The sequence below is a fragment of the Stenotrophomonas sp. S41 genome (assembly GCF_016624625.1).
In the GTDB taxonomy this organism is placed as follows: Bacteria; Pseudomonadota; Gammaproteobacteria; order Xanthomonadales; family Xanthomonadaceae; genus Stenotrophomonas.
Window position 1 is genome coordinate 1 of sequence record NZ_JACVTV010000084.1, and the last position, 19,811, is coordinate 19,811.

General features: G+C 67.9%; 17 protein-coding genes. 2 read left to right on the plus strand and 15 right to left on the minus strand.

Annotated features, from left to right (window positions below; genetic code table 11):
• Positions 1 to 221 precede the first annotated feature (221 nt).
• From lipA to IAE56_RS15660, 3 genes are read right to left on the minus strand one after another with little or no spacing between them, the layout of a single operon-like run.
• Positions 222 to 1,232: a lipoyl synthase gene (gene lipA / locus IAE56_RS15650; RefSeq protein ID WP_108770029.1), complete on the minus strand. Its 1,011-nt coding sequence runs from the start codon at positions 1,230 to 1,232 to the stop codon at positions 222 to 224.
• 18 nt (positions 1,233 to 1,250) lie between these two features.
• The gene (gene lipB / locus IAE56_RS15655) at positions 1,251 to 1,961 is read right to left on the minus strand and encodes a lipoyl(octanoyl) transferase LipB (protein WP_079223387.1); all 711 of its coding nucleotides are present in this window, start codon (positions 1,959 to 1,961) and stop codon (positions 1,251 to 1,253) included.
• Positions 1,949 to 2,227 carry a YbeD family protein gene (locus IAE56_RS15660; RefSeq protein ID WP_150453134.1) on the minus strand — a complete coding sequence of 93 codons (279 nt, stop codon included), beginning with the start codon at positions 2,225 to 2,227 and terminating at the stop codon, positions 1,949 to 1,951. Before IAE56_RS15660 ends, lipB begins: the two co-directional genes overlap by 13 nt.
• Positions 2,228 to 2,486: 259 nt before the next feature.
• Here IAE56_RS15660 and IAE56_RS15665 point away from each other — a divergent pair, with 259 nt between their 5' ends.
• Positions 2,487 to 3,548, plus strand: a complete 1,062-nt coding sequence (locus tag IAE56_RS15665; protein ID WP_234456122.1) for a lipid A deacylase LpxR family protein — start codon at positions 2,487 to 2,489, stop codon at positions 3,546 to 3,548.
• Between the two features lie 151 nt (positions 3,549 to 3,699).
• On the opposite strand, the gene IAE56_RS15670 is transcribed toward IAE56_RS15665, so the two are convergent.
• The 9 genes from IAE56_RS15670 to IAE56_RS15710 all read right to left on the minus strand — a co-directional run bounded on the left by IAE56_RS15670 (position 3,700) and on the right by IAE56_RS15710 (position 15,109).
• Positions 3,700 to 4,917 (minus strand): D-alanyl-D-alanine carboxypeptidase family protein, encoded by a 1,218-nt coding sequence (locus tag IAE56_RS15670; RefSeq protein ID WP_200753163.1) that lies wholly within the window; start codon positions 4,915 to 4,917, stop codon positions 3,700 to 3,702.
• Positions 4,918 to 5,015: 98 nt separating this feature from the next.
• Positions 5,016 to 6,290, minus strand: coding sequence for a septal ring lytic transglycosylase RlpA family protein (locus IAE56_RS15675; protein WP_200753164.1), 1,275 nt, complete (start codon positions 6,288 to 6,290; stop codon positions 5,016 to 5,018).
• Positions 6,287 to 7,435 (minus strand): lytic murein transglycosylase B, encoded by a 1,149-nt coding sequence (mltB, locus tag IAE56_RS15680; protein WP_108770034.1) that lies wholly within the window; start codon positions 7,433 to 7,435, stop codon positions 6,287 to 6,289. The genes IAE56_RS15675 and mltB overlap by 4 nt, the downstream gene beginning before the upstream one ends.
• A 534-nt stretch (positions 7,436 to 7,969) precedes the next feature.
• Positions 7,970 to 9,070, minus strand: a complete 1,101-nt coding sequence (gene rodA / locus IAE56_RS15685) for a rod shape-determining protein RodA (RefSeq protein ID WP_200753165.1) — start codon at positions 9,068 to 9,070, stop codon at positions 7,970 to 7,972.
• 148 nt (positions 9,071 to 9,218) lie between these two features.
• Positions 9,219 to 10,331: a rod shape-determining protein RodA gene (rodA, locus tag IAE56_RS15690; RefSeq protein ID WP_108770036.1), complete on the minus strand. Its 1,113-nt coding sequence runs from the start codon at positions 10,329 to 10,331 to the stop codon at positions 9,219 to 9,221.
• Positions 10,328 to 12,409 (minus strand): penicillin-binding protein 2, encoded by a 2,082-nt coding sequence (mrdA, locus tag IAE56_RS15695; protein WP_108770037.1) that lies wholly within the window; start codon positions 12,407 to 12,409, stop codon positions 10,328 to 10,330. Before mrdA ends, rodA (IAE56_RS15690) begins: the two co-directional genes overlap by 4 nt.
• A gap of 3 nt (positions 12,410 to 12,412) precedes the next feature.
• Positions 12,413 to 12,898, minus strand: a complete 486-nt coding sequence (mreD, locus tag IAE56_RS15700) for a rod shape-determining protein MreD (protein WP_079223400.1) — start codon at positions 12,896 to 12,898, stop codon at positions 12,413 to 12,415.
• On the minus strand, positions 12,895 to 13,944 hold the full coding sequence (mreC, locus tag IAE56_RS15705; protein ID WP_108770039.1) for a rod shape-determining protein MreC: 1,050 nt from the start codon (positions 13,942 to 13,944) through the stop codon (positions 12,895 to 12,897). Before mreC ends, mreD begins: the two co-directional genes overlap by 4 nt.
• Positions 13,945 to 14,062: 118 nt before the next feature.
• Positions 14,063 to 15,109, minus strand: coding sequence for a rod shape-determining protein (locus tag IAE56_RS15710; protein ID WP_079223402.1), 1,047 nt, complete (start codon positions 15,107 to 15,109; stop codon positions 14,063 to 14,065).
• 283 nt (positions 15,110 to 15,392) lie between these two features.
• On the opposite strand from IAE56_RS15710, the gene IAE56_RS15715 reads away from it, so the two are divergent.
• Positions 15,393 to 16,331 (plus strand): carbohydrate kinase family protein, encoded by a 939-nt coding sequence (locus tag IAE56_RS15715; protein WP_079223403.1) that lies wholly within the window; start codon positions 15,393 to 15,395, stop codon positions 16,329 to 16,331.
• A gap of 168 nt (positions 16,332 to 16,499) precedes the next feature.
• Here the strand turns inward: IAE56_RS15715 and IAE56_RS15720 are convergent, their stop codons facing one another.
• The 3 genes from IAE56_RS15720 to IAE56_RS15730 all read right to left on the minus strand — a co-directional run.
• Positions 16,500 to 17,123: an HAD family hydrolase gene (locus IAE56_RS15720; protein WP_325167197.1), complete on the minus strand. Its 624-nt coding sequence runs from the start codon at positions 17,121 to 17,123 to the stop codon at positions 16,500 to 16,502.
• Positions 17,120 to 17,851, minus strand: coding sequence for a hypothetical protein (locus IAE56_RS15725; RefSeq protein ID WP_200753166.1), 732 nt, complete (start codon positions 17,849 to 17,851; stop codon positions 17,120 to 17,122). Before IAE56_RS15725 ends, IAE56_RS15720 begins: the two co-directional genes overlap by 4 nt.
• A 121-nt stretch (positions 17,852 to 17,972) precedes the next feature.
• Positions 17,973 to 19,811 (minus strand): M1 family metallopeptidase (locus IAE56_RS15730; protein WP_234456123.1); only part of this gene is annotated, 1,839 nt, incomplete at its 5' end.

Below are 19,811 nucleotides of genomic sequence, written 5' to 3' on the forward strand. Positions count from 1 at the left end.
CTTCTGGTACGGCCGCAGCAGCCAGAACCAGGCCAGCGGCGCGCCCCCCGCCCCCCCCCCCCCGCCCCCGCCCCCCGCCCCCGCCGCGGCCGCCCCCCCCCCCCCCCCCGCGCGCGCCGCCCCCCCCCCCCCCCCCCCCCCACCGGGGAAGAGGTCCGCACCCAGCGGTAGCGCCGGGCCATGCCCGGCGGAAGCGTGCGGACCAACGGTCCGCACCTACCTCAGGAAACCCCTGCGCCCTTGGCCTGGACGTCGGCGTGGTACGACGAGCGCACCATCGGGCCGGAGGCCACGTGGCTGAAGCCCAGCTCGTAGCCGTAGTCTTCCAGCGCCTTGTAGTCCTCGGGGGTCCAGTACTTCAGCACCGGGTGGTGATGCGCGGTCGGCTGCAGGTACTGGCCGATGGTGATCATGTCCACGTCGTGCGCACGCAGGTCGCGCATGGTGGCCTTGATCTGCTCGAACTCCTCGCCCAGGCCCAGCATGATGCCGCTCTTGGTCGGCACCGACGGGTGCTGCGCCTTGAAGTTCTTCAGCAGGGTCAGCGACCACTGGTAATCCGCACCCGGGCGCACGTTGCGGTACAGGTCCGGTACGGTTTCGATGTTGTGGTTGAACACGTCCGGCGGATTCTGCGCCAGGATCTCCAGCGCGCGCTCCATGCGGCCCTTGCCACGGAAGTCCGGGGTCAGCACTTCGATGCGGGTGCCCGGCGACTTCTCGCGGATGGCGGTGATGCAGTCGACGAAGTGCTGGGCACCGCCGTCGCGCAGGTCATCGCGGTCGACGCTGGTCACCACCACGTACTTCAGGCCCATGTCGGCCACGGTCTGGCCGAGGGTGGCCGGCTCGTTGGCATCCGGCGGCTTCGGGCGGCCGTGGGCCACGTCGCAGAACGAGCAGCGACGGGTGCAGACCTCGCCCAGGATCATGAAGGTGGCGGTGCCGTGGCTGAAACATTCGTGGATGTTCGGGCAGCTGGCTTCCTCGCACACGGTCACCAGGCGGTTCTCGCGCAGCTTGGCCTTCAGGTTCTGCACGGCATTGCCGGAAGGAATGCGCACGCGGATCCAGGACGGCTTGCGCAGCACCGGTGCGTCGGCGAACTGCACCGGCGAACGGTTGATCTTGTCCCCGCCCATCTGCTTGACGCCCACCTGCAGCGGCGCGGCGGACGGAAGCTCGGCCTGCACGATCTGCAGGGGAATGGTGCGGGCGGTGGTCTCAGTCATGGCAGTTCCGGGGGGCGGTCAGGCGGCCGCAGAAAGATCGGGCAGTTCGGGCGTGGGCTGCAGCAGAAGGCCAAACTGGCGGGCCAGATGGTCCAGCAGCACCGGCTTGACGGCGTCCATCCCGGACGGGCCTCCCAAGTCTACCACCGAGGTCACCTGCAGCCCCTGGTAGCCACAGGGGTTGATGCGGTGGAAGGGTTCCAGGTCCATCGACACATTGAAGGCCAGACCGTGGAAGGTGCAGCCGCGGCGGACGCGGATGCCGAGGGCGGCGATCTTCGCATCGCCCACGTAGACGCCCGGCGCACCGTCACGGCGCTCGGCACCGATGTTCCATTCGCCGAGGGTGTCGATCAGAGCCTGTTCGATGCGGCAGACATAGTCGCGCACGCCGATGCCCAGCCGCGGCAGGCGGAGCAGCGGGTAGACCACGATCTGGCCCGGGCCGTGGTAGGTCACCTGGCCGCCGCGGTCGACGTGCAGCACCGGGATATCGCCCGGCGCCAGCACGTGTTCGTCCTTGCCGGCCTGGCCGAGGGTGAACACCGGATCGTGTTCGACCACCCACAGTTCGTCGGCGTCGTCGTCGGTACGCTGATCGGTGAAGCGCTGCATGGCGCGCCAGACCGGTTCATAGGCCTGGCGACCGAGGTCGCGCACCACCGCAGGGCGGGCCGGACGCTGCCCGGGGGCAGGCTCGGCCGCGCAGCTGGTGGCTACACCGTCCACTTCACTTCCGGGTGGTCACGCAGGGCCTGGTGGGCCACGTCGTACTGCTCGCGGTTCTCGGCCCGGAATACCAGGCGCACCGAGACGTACTTGCCGTTGGACGAATGCTTCCAGCTGATGCGCTCGTTCACCACGTCGACGCCAGCGGAGATCAGCAGGCGGGGGAGTTCTTGTTCCAGACCGCGGTTGGCCGGGCCCATCGCGCTGAGCTCGAACTGACCGGGGAACTGGAAGCCGTGTTCGGGGTTGTCGGACTTGATTTCCATGGACCCATTATCGGGCCGCAGGGCAACAAACCCAAGAGTATTCATCAACGTCAAACGGCGCACGGGCAGGCTGCTGCGTTGCAGGCTGCGGACCGGTTCAGCCTGCGCCGGAGCGGCGACCGGTTTTGCTGGGAGGACAAGTGCGTTTTACGGAACAGACAAGTGAAGGCGGACGGCTCGTTCCGTCACGGGGACGGGAGTAGTCTGTTGTTGCATAAACCGACCTTCACACGCCAACGACCCGATGATCATTCCATCCATGCGTACAGCCGCCACCCTCGGCCTGACCGGCCTGCTGGCGGCCGCCGCCCTGCCCCTCACTGCCCATGCCGCCCAGCAGTGCGGCCCGGATGCGATGCGCGAACACCCGCCGCAGGTCAATTTCCGTGTCGACAACGACCTGTTCGGCGCCAAGGACCAGGACCAGGGCTATACCAACGGCGCCCAGCTGACCCTGGTCTCGCCCAACCTCGTGGACTACACCGATGATCCCTGCCTGCCGCGGCTGGCCCGCTGGGTGAACCGCCACCTCGAGCGCCTGCACCCGGGTGAGTTCGAGCAGCAGAACATGATCTTCAGCCTCGGCCAGGGCATCTATACGCCCACCGACTTCACCCGCAAGGACCTGATCGAGGATGACCGGCCGTATGCCGGCGTGCTGGTGGCCAGCTTTGGCTACAACGCCCGCCGTGGCGACCGCCTGCAGACCACCCTGCTGACCCTGGGCGTGGTCGGCCCGTGGGCGCAGGGCAAGCAGGTGCAGAACGCGGTGCACGACCTGCTGGGCGACGAGAAATTCCAGGGCTGGGACAACCAGCTGCACAACGAGCCGGTGGTGATGTACACCCACGAGCGCATGCGCCGCTGGCCGGGCGATGCCAGCGTCAACGCCGGTGGCTGGGGCTGGGATGCGATCAGCCACTACGGCGGCTCGATCGGCAACCTGGAAACCAAGGCCAACTTCGGTGGTGAAGTGCGCTTCGGCTGGAAGCTGCCCGACGACTTCGGCAGCACCCCGCTGCGCCCGGCCGGTGAAAACACTGCGCCGACCCGCGGCGGCAAGCCCAGCGGCTGGTCGTGGCACCTGTTCGCCACCACCGATGCGGCGTGGGTGATCCGCGATATCACCCTGGACGGCAACACCTTCCGCGACAGCCACAGCGTCGACAAGCGCCACGTGGTGGCCTACGGCGGCTACGGCATCGCGGTGATGCGCGGCCGCTGGAAGTTCGCGATGGCGCGTTACCACAGCACCCGCGAGTTCAACGGCCAGCGCGAAGCACCGGTGTTCGGCAGCTTCACCATCAGCCGTTCGATGTAAGGCTGATGGTGAAGCGGGTAGGTGCCGACCGTTGGTCGGCACACCGGTTGAGCCGCTCGATGTAATCGGTAGCGCCGGGCCATGCCCGGCGGGATTCCACAAAAAAGGCCGGCTTTCGCCGGCCTTTTCATTCACCACGCCGGGGCGTGGATCATTCCGATTCCCACCACATCCAGAAGCTGTCCCACAGGCGCTTGAAGAAGCCGGCCTGCTCGACGGCGGCCACGGCCACCAGCGGGGCTTCGGCCACGACCTTGCCATCCAGGGTCACCTTGACGGTGCCGATCTGCTGGCCGGCGGTGAACGGTGCTTCCAGGGTCTTGGGCACGTCGATGCTCGGCTTCAGGTCGTTGTAGCGACCGCGCGGCACGCTCACCAGCATCGGCTGGGCCACGCCCAGCTGCACCTTGTCGGTGGCACCCTTCCACACCTTGTGCTCGGCCACGGCCTTGCCCGGCTCGTACAGGCGGTGGGTTTCGAAGAAGCGGAAGCCCCAGTTGAGCAGGGCCAGGCTGTCATCGGCGCGCTGCTTTTCCGACGAACCACCCAGCACCACGGCGATCAGGCGCTGGTCGCCACGCTGGGCCGAGCTCATCAGGCAGTAGCCGGCTTCGGAGGTGTGGCCGGTCTTGATGCCGTCCACGCTGCCATCGCGCCACAGCAGCAGGTTGCGGTTCTGCTGCTTGATGTTGCCGACCTGGAAATCCTTCACCTTGTTGTAGGCGTAGGTTTCCGGGTAGTCACGCACCATCGCGCGGCCCAGCAGCGCCAGGTCGTAGGCGGTGCTGTGGTGGCCTTCGGCGCTCAGGCCGTGGGCGTTGACGAAGTGCGAATCCTTCATGCCCAGCTTGGCGGCGTAGCTGTTCATCAGCGAAGCAAACGCTTCCTCGCTGCCGGCCACGTGCTCGGCCAGGGCGATCGCGGCGTCGTTGCCGGACTGGATCGCCATGCCCTTTTCCATGTCTTCCAGGCGCGCGGTCTGGTTGACCGGGAAGCCGCTGTAGCTGCCGTCGGTGCCGGCGCCGCCTTCGCGCCAGGCGCGCTCGCTCATCATCACCTGGTCGTCGGCGCGGACCTTGCCGTTCTTGACCTCGGCGGCGACCACATAGGAGGTCATCACCTTGGTGATGCTGGCCGGGGCCAGCTGTTCATGGACGTTCTCGCCCGCCAGCATCTGGCCGGTGGCGTAATCCATCAGGATCCAGGCCTTGGACGTGCTCGGCACCGGGGCCGGCGGCGTGGCGACGACCGCCGGGGCGGCGGCAGCAGCGGGCGCCGGGGCCGCCGGGGTCGGCAGCGGCGTCTGGGCGGAAGCCAGGCCAACCACCAGGGTGGCGGCCAGGGCGGTGGCGGCGGAACGGAAATTCATTGGACTGCAGGCTCCAGGAGACGGCCAGAATGGAGGGTGGTTCGAACGACCATTGTACGGCCGGTGTGACAGGGGCCGGCAGCACCGGCCCGGGCGGATCAATCCTTCACGATCTGCGGCGAACCCAGGCCGAGACCTGCGATGCGGCCGACAAGTTCCGCGGCGCTGGCATGGTCGCTGGCCGGTACGCGCAGGCGGAACAGGGTACGGCCACCGGCGGCGATGTCGCTGATGGTCGCGCCGACGATGCCGGCGGCGTTGAGCTGGCCCATCGCGCGGGTGGCGTTGTCGCGGCTGGAGAAGCTGGCCACCTGCACCATGACCGCGCCCACCACCTGCTGCGACAGCGTCGGCGACGGGGTGGCGGCCGGCGTGCTGCGGACCGTCGGCGTGCCCGCACGCGGGGCGGCGGCGGCCACGGCCACCGGAGCGGTGGCGGCGCTGCGCACCGGCGCGGCACTCGGCGGCAGGCTGCTGACCGCCACTTCGGGCAGGGCGCTGCTGGCGGCCTGGGTGGTGGCGGGCTGGCCGCGGGCCGGCGTGCCATCGGCGGGCAGGCGCTGGACCAGACGGTCGATATCGCTGGGCGCGGCGGCACGCGTAGCCGCGGCCGGGCGTGCGGCCGCAACGGTCGTGGCAGCTGCGGCGGCTTCGGCCGCACGGCGCTCGCGGCGCGACGGCTTCTGCGCCAGCAGGTTGCCCTCGCCCGGCTGCAGCGCGCGCACTTCAACGTTGCCGGTGCCGCGCTGGGTGATGCCCAGGCGCACGGCGGCGGCGTAGCTGAGGTCTACCACGCGGCCATCGTGGAACGGGCCACGATCGTTGACGCGCACGATCACCGACTCGCCGTTGTCCAGGTTGGTCACGCGGGCGAAGCTGGGCAGCGGCAGCGTTTTGTGCGCGGCGGTGAACTGGTACATGTCGTAGACCTCGCGGTTGGAGGTCAGGCGGCCGTGGAACTTGGCGCCGTAGTACGAGGCGGTGCCGCGCTCGACATAGTCATGGGTGTCGTCGAGCACGTTGTACGACTTGCCCAGCACCACGTAGGGCGATTTGTTGCCGATGACCGAGCGCTCGACCGCAGTCACTTCCGGCTCGGGAATGCAGGCCACGTTCGGCACGTAGCTGGGCGTGGTGTCCTTCACCCCCGGCTTGTACAGGCCGCCGGCGGTGTAGTTGCCGCGGGTGGCGAGGTCCTCGGTGGCGGCCGCATACGGCGAACCGTCCGGGCAGTGCGCTGGGCGCCCGCCCTTGCCCTGCACCACCGTGCTGGGCGCCTTGCCGCCATGGCCGGCACTGGGTTTGTTCGGTGCGCTGCTGCAGGCTGCCAGCGCCAGCACGACGATTCCGGGGACCAGCCATCTGATGTTCATGCCGGGGGCAGCTCCTGTCCGGCAATGGCCTGCGACAACTGGAACACGGCCATCGCGTACATCTTCGAGAGGTTGTAGCGGGTGATCGCGTAGTAGTTCTGGAAGCCCAGCCAGTACTGCTTGCCGGTACTGCCTTCAAGCGTGATCGGCGTGGCGGTGGCACCCGGCTGCACCGGCGCGCTGGGCTGGTAGCCGCGCTGGGCCAGATCGGCCAGCGACCAGGTGGGCATCCACTCGGTCGGATTGAATTCCTCGCGTCCCGGCGCCAGCGTGGCCGGCACCGCCACCTGGCCGCCGCGCACCCAGCCGCCCTTCTTCACGAAGTAGTTGGCGATGGACGAGAACACGTCGTCGTAGCTGGTGAACAGATCGCGGCGGCCATCGCCGTTGCCGTCGACGGCGTAATCCAGGTAGCTGGAGGGCATGAACTGGCCCATGCCCATCGCACCGGCATAGCTGCCCTTGAGCGTGGTGATGTCCAGCTTCTCTTCGCGGCCCAGCTCGAACAGCTTGGCCAGTTCATCGCGGAAGAACAGCTCGCGGCGCACTTCGCGTTCCAGCTTGGCCGGATCGCCGCTGCGCGGGTAATAGAAGGCCAGCGTGTACAGCGCATCGAGCACGCGGTGGCTGCCGGCGTTCTTTCCGTAGCTGGTTTCCACGCCGATGATGGCCACGATCACTTCGGCCGGCACGCCGGTGCGCTGCTGCACGCGGTCCAGTTCGGCGCGGTGCTCGGCCAGGAAGGCGCGACCACCATCGATGCGGGCCTTGCTGATGAACATCGGCCGGTATTCGTTCCACGGCTTGACCCGCTCGGCCGGCCGCGACATGGCCGCGATGATCGGCTGGCGCACCTGCGCCTGGTCGAGCACGCGGGCGATCTCGGCCGGCGCCAGGCCATAACGCTTGGCGGTATCGGCGATGAAGTTGGCGCGGGCGGTCTCGAACGGCACCGGGGTCAGGTCGACCGGCGGCGCAGTAGCCGCGGTCGCTTCCGGGGCGGCTTCGGCAGGGCCCTGCTGGGGCTTGCCGGCCGGATGGCGCGGCGTGCTGCTGGCCTGGGGTGAAGTCGGCGGGGACGTCGGCTGGGTCGCGCAGGCGACCAGACCGAGGGTGAGCAAGCAGGCCAGGGAGCGTCGAATCATCGTCGCAGGTTAGCAGGTCATGGATGAATTAAAACCCCTAACACCATGAATCACAACGATTTGCCCGCGTTCAGCGGGAAATGTGAAGGCGTCGTGATTACCCTGCCCCATTCAGGCAGAGGTTGCCGGTTGCGCCCCCATCCCCGCAGGCGCAACCGGCGACCGGATCCTGTCGATACCTGCGCGGCTGTCGCTCCCCAGTGACAGTGCCCCGCGCTCCCTGTATCCGTTGGATCAGTACAGCTTTCCCGCCCGACGCCCCCTCGCGCTGCATCTTCAGACGGCGCGCCGTGCCGAACGGGCCGCCATTGTGCAGGCCGATTGCGACAAGTCCATTGATCCGGATCAACGCTGCGTCAAAGTGTGAATTGGTACGCACTTTTTATGGAACTTCGTCGGCGGGGAGGTTCGGTTGGTGGTGTGTGGCGTGCGCGTCTGCGCTTTGCTGTAGCGCCGAGCCCATGCTCGGCTGCTTTTCACGCAATGGGGTCAGAGCCCTCCTCTGCGAGGAGGGATCCGACCCCGATTCCGTGGTCAGCCGTAACCAGCGTGTATCGGGTTGTGCACGCGCACTGCCATCACCAGGCCGATCCCCGCCAGCAGCGAAACGGCCGAAGTGCCGCCGTAGCTGACCAGCGGCATCGGGATGCCCACCACCGGCAGCAGGCCGGAAATCATTCCGCCATTCACCAGAACATAGACAAAGAACGCCAGGCCCAGGCTGCCGGCCAGCAAGCGCGCATGCGTGTCGCGCGCGTGCACGGCAATCCACAGGCAGCGCCCGACCACGAACAGGTACAGCGCGAACATCGTCGCCACGCCGATCCAGCCGAACTCTTCGCTCAGCACTGAGAACGCGAAGTCGGTGGTGTACTCGGGCAGGAAATCCAGGGTGGCCTGCGTGCCGTTGCCCCAGCCGCGGCCTTCCCATCCGCCCGAACCAATGGCGATGCGTGACTGCAGGATGTTCCAGCCGGTGCCGAGCGGATCGGCGGCGGGGTCGAGGAAGGTCAGTACGCGATCCTTCTGGTACTGCCGCAGCAGGCCGAACCAGGCCAGCGGCGCGGCCATCGCCACACTGGCCAGGCCGGTCGCCACCCAGCCCCAGTGCAGGCCGGCCAGCAGCAGCGCGAACACGCCGCTGGCTGTCACCAGGGTGGCCGTGCCCAGGTTGGGCTGCAGCAGGATGAGCACCGCGGGGACGCCGATCAGCGCCGCGGCCGTGAGCACCGAGCGTGGCGACGGCGGCAGCGGCTGCCGATGCAGGTACCAGGCCATCATCAGCGGCAGGCTGAGTTTGAGCAGCTCGGACGGTTGCAGGTAGAACACGCCCAGGTTGAGCCAGCGTTGGCCGTACTTGCCGGTCCCGATCACGTACACCGCCATCAACGGCAGCATCGACAGCGCGTACAGGGCCGGGGTCCACGCGCGCAGGCGCAGCAGTGACACCCGCGACAGCAGCCACATCGCCACCAGCCCACCGGCAAAGCGCGCGGCCTGCCCGCTGACCGGGCCCGACACGCTGTGCAGCACGGCCAGGCCGGCTGCCATCAACAGCAGCAACGCAACCAGCAGCGGCAGATCGATCGTACGCACCGCCTCGCGGCAGATGCCGAGTACACGTTTGCATTCCACGCAGGCAGGGTAGCGGGCGGCGCTTGCGCGAAGCTTGCCGATGCCGCCGGATGCACGCTTTGGCTGTCCGTAGAGTCGAGCTTGCTCGACTGCTTTTCGCGCAGAGCAGTCGAGCAAGCTCGACTCTACGAAGGCGGCGGAGCCGTGGTCAGCCGTAGCCGCCGTGCACCGGGTTGTGGCTGCGTACGGCCATTACCAGGCCGAAGCCGGCCAGCAGCGAAACCGCCGAGGTGCCGCCGTAGCTGATCAGCGGCATCGGCACGCCCACCACCGGCAGCAGGCCGGAAATCATCCCGCCGTTCACCAGCACGTAGACGAAGAAGGCCAGGCCGGTGGCGCCGGCCAGCAGGCGCGAGTACGAATCGCGCGACTGGCTGGCGATCCACAGGCAGCGCCCGATCACCACCAGGTACAGGGTCAGCACCAGGGCCACGCCCATCCAGCCGAATTCCTCGCTCAGCACCGAGAACGCGAAGTCGGTGGTCTGTTCGGGAATGAAGTTCAGGTGCGACTGCGAGCCCTCGCCCCAGCCCTTGCCATCGAAGCCGCCCGAACCGATCGCGATCTTCGACTGGATGATGTTCCAGCCCGCGCCCAGCGCGTCCATCTCCGGGTCGAGGAACATCATGATGCGGTCCTTCTGGTACGGCCGCAGCAGCCAGAACCAGGCCAGCGGCGCGACCGCGGCCACGCCGCCCACGCCCAGGCCCACCCACCACCACGGCAGGCCGGCCAGCAGCAGCACGAACACGCCACTGGCGGCGATCAGCACGCCGGTACCGAAGTCCGGCTGCAGCATCACCAGGCCGGTCGGCACGCCGATGATGACCATCGCCACCAGCACGGTATTGAAGCGCGGCGGCAGCGGCATGCGGTGCAGGTACCAGGCCACCATCATCGGCAGGCTGACCTTCAGCAGCTCGGCCGGCTGCAGGTAGAAGAACTTCAGGTCCAGCCACTGCCGGCCGTATTTGCCGGTGCCCAGCACGAACACCGCCAGCAGCGGGATCATCGAGATCGCGTAGATGAGCGGGGTCGCCGAGCGGATGCGCAGGATCGGCACGCGCGAGATGCCCCACAGGGCGGCCATGCCGACCACGAAACGCGCGCCCTGCGCCATCACCAGGCTGTCGCCGCCGGCGCTCTTCAGCGTGGCCAGGCCGATCAGCATCAGCGCGCCGAGGGCCAGGCACAGCACCCAGTCCAGGGTGCTGAAGAAGCGGCGCAGCATGTCGCCGGCCCAGCGCAGGAAGTCACTCATCGTGCAGGCTCCGCGGGGGTCGAACGGGGGCTGGCGGGCAACGCGGCGGCGGGTGCGGCAGGTGCCCCCGGGCCCGGGGCGGGCGCCGGTTCCGGCGCGGGCATGCCGACCAGCACCGGGTGTTCGCCCAGCTGCGCGGCGGCGGTGTCGCCGGCCGGACGCGCGTTGGCATCTTCATTGTCGAACGCGGTCACGCCGATGACGGTGGTGCCGCGCTCGGCGTCCAGCGGCTGCATGCCCTCGGGCATCTTGCCCAGCAGGTAGGCGTCGAACACCTTGCGCGCGATCGGCGCGGCGGCCGAACCACCGTAGCCACCGCCTTCGACGGCGATGGCCAGGGCGATGACCGGCTGCTCGACCGGCGCGAAGCCGACGAACAGCGCGCGGTGGCGCAGGTGCATCGGCAGGCTCTTCGGGTTCACTGCGGCCGTGCCCTTGCGGCTGACCACCTGCGCGGTACCGGTCTTGCCGGCCATGACGTACGGCGCGCCCACGGCCATGCGCGCGGCGCTGCCGCCGGGCTGCATCGTGGCCATCATGCCTTCGCGCACGGCCTGCACATTGTTCGGGTTGGGGCTGACCGGCTTGCTCGGGCCCTGCTCGGTGGCGACCCAGTCGTGGTCGAAACCGGCGCGCTGCTGGATGACCAGGTGCGGGGTGCGCAGCTGGCCATTGGCCAGCGCACTGACGCCGCGCGCCAGCTGCAGCGGGGTGACCTTCCAGTCGCCCTGGCCGATGCTGATGTTGACGGTGTCGCCCGGGTACCAGGCTTCCTTGCGGCTTTTGCGCTTGTAGGCCGGCGACGGCAGGATGCCGCCGATCTCGCCGGTCAGGTCGATACCGGTCGGCTGGCCGAAGCCGTAGTACTCCATGTAATGGTCGAAGCGCTCAATGCCCAGGTCCAGCGCCAGCTTGTAGTAATAGGTGTTGACCGACTGCGCGATGGATTTGCGCAGGTCCGTCCAGCCATGGCCGCCGCGGTGCGAATCGCCCCAGCCGCGCGAGGTGCCCGGCAGGTAGAACATGCCGGTGGACAGCACCTTGTCTTCGGGCCGGCGCACACCCGAATCGAGGCCAGCCAGGCCGATCAGCGGCTTCAGAGTGGAACCGGGGGCGACGCCACCCAGCACCAGGCGGTTGAACTGCGGCCGCGACGGGTTGTCGTTCAGCGCCTTGAAATCGGCATGCGAGATGCCGTTGACGAACAGGTTGGGGTCGTACGACGGCAGGCTGACCATCGCCAGCACTTCACCGGTGCGCGGGTCCATCGCCACGGCCGAACCTTCCTGGTCACCGAAGGCAGCTACCAGCGCACGTTGCAGGTCGGCATCGATGGACAGGCGCAGGTCGGCGCCGGACTGCGCGGCCACCCGGCCGATGGTGCGGATGGCGCGGCCCTGCACGTTGGTCTCGACCTGCTCGTAGCCGACCTTGCCGCGCAACTGCTGCTCGTAATAGCGCTCCAGGCCCGATTTGCCGATGTGGGTGAGCGCCGCGTTGCCCTCGCCGAGGATCTCCAGATCCTTGTCATCGACCCGGCCGACGTAGCCGATGATGTGCGCGAACAGGTCGCCATAGGGATAGCGACGGGTCAGGTAGGGTTCCAGCTCCACGCCCGGGAAGCGCCAGCGGTCCACCGCGAAGCGCGCCATTTCCTCATCGGTCATGCGCAGCTTGAGGGTGACCGGCAGGAACTTGCGGCGCGCCTTGCGCGATTTGTTGAACGCTTCCAGCTCTTCGGGGCTTATGCTGATGATCTTCGCCAGCCCGTCCAGGGTGGCGTCCATGTCCTTGACCTTGTCCGGGGTCACGTCCAGGCGGAAGGCTGGCACGTTCTCGGCCAGCAGGCGGCCGTTGCGGTCGTAGATCATGCCGCGCCCGGGCACGACCGGCCGCGGCTTGATGCGGTTGGCCTCCGAGCGCGTGGCGTAGATATCGTGGTCCAGCACCTGCAGCTTGAAGTACCAGCCGCCCAGGCCCAGCAGGCAGACCAGCACGCCGAGGAAGCCCAGCGCCGCGCGGCGGCGGAACTGTTCGGCTTCGGCGTGCGGGTTCTTGACCTGGCGACGCGGGATCATGGCTCAGCGCCCGCGCTTGCCGAAACGCACGGCGTCGAGCAGCACGAACACCAGCGGCCACAGGCCCATGCCCAGCAGCGGTGCCCACCAGTACGACCACGGCAGGGTCGGTTCACCCACCAGGATGTGCACCAGCGCGCTGACGATGCGGTCATTGAACAGCAGGCCGCCGATGGCCAGCATCTGCTGCGACATCGGGAAGAAACGGATGCGGGCGCGGAAGCGCTGCAGGATGAAGGCCAGCATCACCAGGCGCATGGCCTGTTCGCCGAGCACGCCGCCATACAGCAGGTCGGCGATGACGCCGCTGGTGAAGGCGATGCCCAGGCCCACGCGCTCGGGGGCCTCGATGACCCAGTACGCCAGCACCAGCGCCAGCCAGTACGGGCGCAGCGGCTGCAGCAGCGCGGGCAGCGGCAGCAGGCCCAGCAGCAGGGCCACGACCAGGCTCGCCGGCAGCACCCAGGGGTTGTCGCGCAGGCGGCTCATCGTGCGGGCTCCTGCGGGGTGGGTTGCGGTTGTTGTTGCGGTTGCCGGCCAGCGGCCGGCACTACCGGGGAGCTGGCTGGGGCAGAGCCCCCCTCTTGTTGAGGGGGGCGCGCCGACGGCGCGGGGGTAAGGTGGGATGCCCCCCCGGCAGCCTGGTTTGCCAAAGGCAAACTTGGCTGAGGCAATTCGCCTGCCGCAGGCAAGCGAATTGCCGCACCCGGGCGCAGCAGCAGTACGTCGCGGCCGCGGTCGAGCTGGGCGGCAGGCTTCATTTCGCCCACCAGGAAGGCGTGGGTGTCGTCGGGGCGCAGTGCGGTGATGGTGCCGACCGGGAAGCCCGGCGGGAACCGCCCGCCCAGGCCGGAGGTGACGATCTCATCGCCCACTTCCACGCCCGCGCTCAACGGAATGTCGCGCAGCTGCAGGGTGTCGCCGCGGCCGTAGACGATCAGGCGCACGCCGTTGCGGGCCACGGTCACCGGCACCGCATGGTCCGGGTCGGTCAGCAGCAGCACGGTGGAGGTGCCACCGGTGGTGCTGATCACCTGCCCCATCAGGCCACCGGCATCGATCACCGCCTGCCCCACGTGCACGCCATCGCGGCTGCCGGCATCGAGCACCAGGCGCTGCTTGACCGGGTCCAAGTCGATATCGAGGATCGGCGCCAGCTGCACGTCCAGGCCACTGCGCTCGGCCACGTTCAGCAGTTCGCGCAGCTGGGCATTGTCCAGCGCGGCGGTCTGCAGGCGGGTCAGGCGCGCATTGGCCAGCAGCAGCTGGTTGCGCAGTTCGCGGGTCTCGGCCACCAGCTGGCCATGGCTGGCCGCGTTGTCGCGCACCTGGTTGCTGAGCTTGCCCGGCAGGCCGGCCAGCGCCCACACCGGCTGCACCAGCGTGTCGGCCTGGGCGCGCACGCGCGCCAGCCAACCGGCCTGGTCGTCCAGCACGATCAGGATGATGGCCATGGCCAGGTAGGCGAGCAGTCGCAGCGGACTGGCGGCGTCACCGGATCGGGAGGCTACGGGAGGACCGGCGTAAGGCGGCACGGCAACAGTTCAACCAGCAAAGGGCGAAGGGGAAACACGGCGGCGCCCCACCGGTGCTGGCCCGCAGCAGCGGGCCACACCCCGGAAGGGCGCTGCAGGAACGACCAGGCGGCAGGCCTCAGTCCGGCGCAAAGAACTCGTTGCCGTGCATGTCGACCAGTTCCAGCGCACGACCGCCACCGCGGGCCACGCAGGTCAGCGGGTCGTCGGCCACCTGCACGTGCAGGCCGGTCTCCTCGGAGATCAGGCGGTCCAGGTCGCGCAGCAGGGCGCCACCACCGGTCAGCACGATGCCGCGCTCGGCGACGTCGGCGCACAGTTCCGGCGGGGTCTGCTCCAGAGCCAGCTTGACTGCGCTGACGATGCCCGACAGCGGCTCGTGCAGGGCCTCCAGCACTTCGTTGGAGCTGATCTTGATCATCTTCGGCACGCCCTCGGCGAGGTTGCGGCCGGAGATTTCCATCTCGATCACTTCCGCCTGCGGGTAGGCGCAGCCCAGCTCGACCTTGATGCGCTCGGCGGTGGCTTCACCGATCAGCATGCCGTGGTTGCGGCGCACGTAGTTGGTGATCGACTCGTCGAAGCGGTCGCCACCGATGCGCACCGAGGCCGAATAGACGATGCCGTTCAGCGAGATCACCGCCACTTCGGTGGTGCCGCCGCCGATGTCGATGACCATCGAACCGCGCGCTTCGGTGACCGGCATGCCGGCGCCGATCGCGGCGGCCATGGGCTCTTCGATCAGGAACACGTCGCGGGCACCGGCTTCCTCGGCCGATTCGCGGATGGCGCGGCGCTCGACCTGGGTCGAACCGGCCGGCACGCAGACCAGCACGCGCGGGCTCGGGCGCAGCACGCGGGACTTGTGCACCTTCTTGATGAAGTGCTTGAGCATCGCCTCGGTGTAGGTGAAGTCGGCGATGACGCCGTCCTTCATCGGGCGGATGGTGGTGATGTGGCCCGGGGTACGGCCCAGCATCTGCTTGGCTTCGGCGCCTACGGCTGCCACCGAGCGGGTACCACCGATGGCACGGTCCTGGCGCACGGCCACGACCGACGGCTCGTTCAGAACGATACCCTGCCCACGCACGTAAATAAGGGTGTTGGCCGTGCCCAGGTCGATGGACAGGTCGTTGGAGAACATGCCACGGAGTTTCTTGAACATCTGAGGAAGGAGTCCTGAGGGGTGTCGTGCCCGCCGCGGGATGGCGAAAAAATGGGCAGAATTCGAGGCCGACAAGCCTAGCAACCCGCTTCCCGGCGAGCAAGGAAAAAACTAGCTGAACCCGCGACTTGGCTGGGTTTCGGCCTGATCGGGCATCACCCGGTTCTGGCCCTGAGCGGCACCAGCAGGTAACCTTTGCGCCGTCGGGCGCCCAAGGGCGCCATTTGCTTGCTGGCCGATGCCGGCTGGCCACCCCCAAAATTCACCGCATAGGCTTACATCGATGTCCGCTCTGATCTGTGGTTCTCTTGCCTTCGACACCATCATGGTGTTCCCGGACCAGTTCAAGAATCACATCCTCCCGGACAAGGTGCACATCCTGAACGTGTCCTTCCTGGTCCCGCGCATGCGTCGCGAACTGGGCGGCTGCGCCGGCAACATCGCCTACAACCTGAAGCTGCTGGGCGGCAGCCCGATCCCGATGGGCACCGTCGGCCAGGATTTCGCTCCGTACCGTGAGCACTTCGAGCGCATGGACATCGACCTGAGCCAGGTCCGCGTGCTGGAAGACATGTTCACCCCGCAGTGCTTCATCACCACCGATCACGACAACAACCAGATCACCGCGTTCCATCCGGGCGCGATGATGCGTTCGCACGAGAACCACGTGAAGGACGTGCCGGGCGTCACTTTCGGCATCGTTGCGCCGGACGGCCGTGACGGCATGATCCAGAACGCGGCCGAGTTCCTGGAATGCGGCATCCCCTTCATCTTCGACCCGGGCCAGGCGCTGCCGCTGTTCAACGGGCCGGAGCTGCGCGATTTCATCGAGCAGGCCGACTACGTGGTGGTCAACGACTACGAGTCGAACCTGCTGCAGGAACGCACCGGCTGGGACGAGAAGCAGATCGTGAGCCGGGTGAAGGCCTACATCACCACCCGTGGCCCGAAGGGCGCGGTCATCCACACCCCGGAAAAGAGCTACGACATCCCGCCGGCGCACGAGCGCCGCGTGGTCGACCCGACCGGTTGTGGCGACGCCTTCCGCGCCGGCCTGATCTACGGCATCGAGAAGGGCTACGACTGGCTGACCATCGGCCGCATGGCCAACCTGATGGGCGCGCTGAAGGTCGAGCACCCGGGCACGCAGAACCAGCGCTTCACGTTTGAAGAGTTCCACGACCAGTTCAAGCAGCAGTTCGGTTACGCGCTGGGCGCGTAAGCCGAACTGCCCGCGCATTTCACCTTATCCCCGCGCCTTCGGCGCGCCCCCTTGAACAACAAGGGGGCTCTCCACCCGACGCGTTATCTGGAACTGCCCTGGTAGGTGTCGACCTTGGTCGACACTGCCGGCCAGCGGCCGGCACTACCCGCCGGGCATGGCCCGGCGCTACCCGTTCTGTTGCCAGGCGGCCAACAACGCGCGGCAATCGGCGAAATGCCAATCCGCGCGGCCCGGCCACGGGTTGTCGGGCAGGTTGACCAGCACGGTGTGCGCTCCGGCGGCGCGGCCGCAGTCCAGGTCGTAGGCGTGGTCGCCCACCATCACCGCTGCGTCGGCACCGATGCCCCAGCGCCGCAGATGCTGCTGCACGCCGTCGGGTGACGGCTTCGGCACCGCTTCATCGCGACCGATGATGCAGCGATCATCAAACAGATCCCCTACCCCGATCGCATCCAGCGTCAGCTTGGCCAGCGCATGGTCGTTGCGGGTCAGGATGCCCAGCTGGCAACCGGCTGCGGCCAGCGCGCGCAGCAGCTCGACCGCGCCGGGCGCCGGCAGCGCGCCTTCGGCCAGGTCACGCTCGTGAGCCAGCAGCCAGGCATGCTTCCGCGCCGCCTCCGCACCCGGCAGGCCCGCCAGGTGCACGAGGATGTCCGCGCTGGGCGGGATGCCCAGCTCGCGCTTGATGCGCTCGAAATCATGCATGGCCACGGTCAGCGTGCCATCCATGTCGAACACCCAGTGGCGCACGGCCGACAGCGCCGTCGCGACCACGGCGGTGGCCGTCACTTCCACCACTGCGGCATGCGGCTGGTGTCCACGCCGCCGGTCTCGAACACGGCCGTGCGGGTGCCACCGGCCTTCACCGGGAACTCGATGCTGATCGACTTGCCCTTCTGCGCCAGCTTCCACAGCGCCTTCTGGTCGGTGATGAACATGGCGATGGCCTCGTCGGTCTTCGGCCGCCAGGCCGCCATCGAGGTCGGCTTGCCATCGTCCACGGTCACCTTCACCGTGCACTGCGGGCAGCGGAAATCACCGGCCTGCAGCACCAGGTAGGCATGCCGCTTCCATTCGGGATGGTCGCGGAACACCAGCTGCACCGGCTTGGCGCCGCTGCCGTCCACGTCCACCCGCTCCTTGCTGTAGATGGTGGCCGAGACCTGCTTGCCCTTGCTGCCGACCGGAATCTCGTTGTACTGCCACAGCGCCTGCATGCGGCGCAGGTCGCGCGCGGCATCGCCCTTGGCCTTCACTTCATCGAAGCCGGCGGCGATGCGCTCGGCCGCGGCGGTGTCCTTGTACTGGTCCAGCAGTGAACCGCCGTGGATGCGCGCGCGTTCCCAGTCCTGCGCGGCCACGGCTGCGTCGTACTGCTTGGCGACGTCCTCGGCCTTGGCTTCCTTCTGCGCCTGGGCGGCGGCAGCAGCGGCTTCCTGCGCCTTGCGCTCTTCCTCGGGGTTGCTGCAGGCGGCCAGGGCCAAGGCGCAGGCGGTGATCAGGATCAGACGTTTCATGCGGAAGTCCTTTGCGGGTGCCTTTCTGTAGAGTCGAGCCACGCTCGACTGGCCGTCCAACAGCAGTCGAGCATGGCTCGACTCTACAAAAAAGCGCCGGGGGATGCCCGGCGCGTTTTTCTTACTTGGCTTCAGCCTTGGCCAGCAGATCCTGCACCGAGGCGGTGGTGATCGGGTGGTAGCCCGGCTTGGCCTTCTCGAAGGCCGCCTTGGCCAGCTCCAGACCCTTCGGGGTCTTCACCAGTTCGGCGTAGATCGGCATGATCAGCTTGCGACGGCCGACGCGTTCGATGAACGCCGCGGCCGCATCATTGGCCTGCTCGTAGCCACTGCGGATGGCCAGCGGGTACCAGCGCATGGCGATTTCGCCGTTGGCGGTGCCGGTGAAGTGGTACGCCTTGTCCAGCGCGGCCAGCTTGTCCAGCGGCAGGGTGGTGCCCAGGCCGTCGATGAAGCGGACCCATTCCTGGGTGCCCCACTCGGCGGTGACCTGGTTGGCCGGCAGGCTGCCCGCGCCGGAGAACGCGATGCGCGCAGCATCGACGCTGCTGAAGTTGCGCGACTGTGCCTTGGTGGCGAACGACGGGATGCCCGGCTCGTCCAGCCATGCCTTCAGCTCGGCCTCGCTCACCGCCGAGGGGTTCTTCGGCAGCAGGTTCTTCTTCAGGTAGTCGACGAACTGGTCGGTGTTGGCGCTCTGGAAGGCATGGTCATCGAACCAGCCACGCAGGAACGGATCGAAGGTCTCGCGGCCGAAGCGCTGTTCCAGGAACTCCAGGAACCACGAACCCTTGACGTAGGCGACCTGGCTCAGGGCTTCGTCGGGGTCACGCTCGTTCAGCGGCGGCAGGGCCAGGGCCTGGTCGGCCGGGCTCATGTCCTTCACTTCGGCCAGCAGGTCGGTCTGGTCGATCTGCTTCTCCATCTCGGCCATCTCCTTGCCGTACAGGGCTTCGGTGATGCGGCCCTGGACGTAGGTGGTGAAGCCTTCATTGAGCCAGATGTCCTTCCAGCTGGCGTTGGTCACCAGGTTGCCCGACCAGCTGTGCGCCAGTTCGTGGGCGACCAGCGAGACCAGCGACTTGTCGCCGACGATCACGGTCGGGGTGGCGAAGGTCAGGCGCGGGTTTTCCATGCCGCCGAACGGGAACGACGGCGGCAGCACCAGCATGTCGTAGCGGCCCCAGCGGTATTCGCCGTACAGCTTTTCGGCGGCACCGATCATCTTCTCGGTGTCTTCGAATTCCTTGGCAGCCTTGTTGACCATGGTCGGCTCGGCCCAGACGCCGGAGCGGCCGGAAATCGGCTCGAACACCAGGTCACCGGCGGCGATGGCCAGCAGGTAGGACGGGATCGGCTGCGGCATCTTGAAGGTGTAGTCACCGTCACGCGCGGCCTTCGGGTCGTTGTCGGCGCTCATCAGCACCATCACGTCCGGGCGCGAGGTCACGTGCGCGCTGTAGGTGAAGCGCACGCTGGGGGTGTCCTGCAGCGGCACCCAGGAACGGGCGTGGATGGCCTGCGACTGGCTGAACATGAAGGGCAGCTTCTTGCCCTCGGTCATCGACGGCTCCAGCCACTGCAGGCCCGAGGCGGTCGGTGCGGTGTGGTAGGTCACTTCGACCTTGGCCGGCTGTTCCGGCGCTTCAATGGTCAGCTTGCTGCCGAACACCTTGTCGACCGGGGCCAGGGCGAACTTCAGTTCGCTGCGTGCGCCATCGGCGCCGATGGCCTCGACCTTGGACACGCTCAGCTCACGGGTGTCGAGCACCAGCTGCTGGGCGTCCTTCTGCTTCCATTCCAGGGTGTAGGTCGCGGTGCCGCCGATCTGCTTCTGGTCGAAGTCCAGCTTCAGATCCAGCGCGATGTCCTTGATGACGACCTTGTCCGGCTCGGCGTACGAGCTTTCGTCGTGGCTGCGGTTCTCGGCGTTCACGGGGGCGGCGGGGGCCTTTTCGGC

Excerpts from the sequence above, each read along its gene's own strand:
- mrdA (WP_108770037.1), bottom strand. The coding sequence starts at position 12,409 with ATGATCCCGCGTCGCCAGGTCAAGAACCCGCACGCCGAAGCCGAACAG.
- IAE56_RS15665 (WP_234456122.1), top strand. The coding sequence starts at position 2,487 with ATGCGTACAGCCGCCACCCTCGGCCTGACCGGCCTGCTGGCGGCCGCC.
- IAE56_RS15675 (WP_200753164.1), bottom strand. The coding sequence starts at position 6,290 with ATGAACATCAGATGGCTGGTCCCCGGAATCGTCGTGCTGGCGCTGGCA.
- mreD (WP_079223400.1), bottom strand. The coding sequence starts at position 12,898 with ATGAGCCGCCTGCGCGACAACCCCTGGGTGCTGCCGGCGAGCCTGGTC.
- IAE56_RS15660 (WP_150453134.1), bottom strand. The coding sequence starts at position 2,227 with ATGGAAATCAAGTCCGACAACCCCGAACACGGCTTCCAGTTCCCCGGT.
- IAE56_RS15710 (WP_079223402.1), bottom strand. The coding sequence starts at position 15,109 with ATGTTCAAGAAACTCCGTGGCATGTTCTCCAACGACCTGTCCATCGAC.
- IAE56_RS15725 (WP_200753166.1), bottom strand. The coding sequence starts at position 17,851 with ATGAAACGTCTGATCCTGATCACCGCCTGCGCCTTGGCCCTGGCCGCC.
- lipA (WP_108770029.1), bottom strand. The coding sequence starts at position 1,232 with ATGACTGAGACCACCGCCCGCACCATTCCCCTGCAGATCGTGCAGGCC.
- rodA (WP_108770036.1), bottom strand. The coding sequence starts at position 10,331 with ATGAGTGACTTCCTGCGCTGGGCCGGCGACATGCTGCGCCGCTTCTTC.
- IAE56_RS15715 (WP_079223403.1), top strand. The coding sequence starts at position 15,393 with ATGTCCGCTCTGATCTGTGGTTCTCTTGCCTTCGACACCATCATGGTG.
- IAE56_RS15670 (WP_200753163.1), bottom strand. The coding sequence starts at position 4,917 with ATGAATTTCCGTTCCGCCGCCACCGCCCTGGCCGCCACCCTGGTGGTT.
- mltB (WP_108770034.1), bottom strand. The coding sequence starts at position 7,435 with ATGATTCGACGCTCCCTGGCCTGCTTGCTCACCCTCGGTCTGGTCGCC.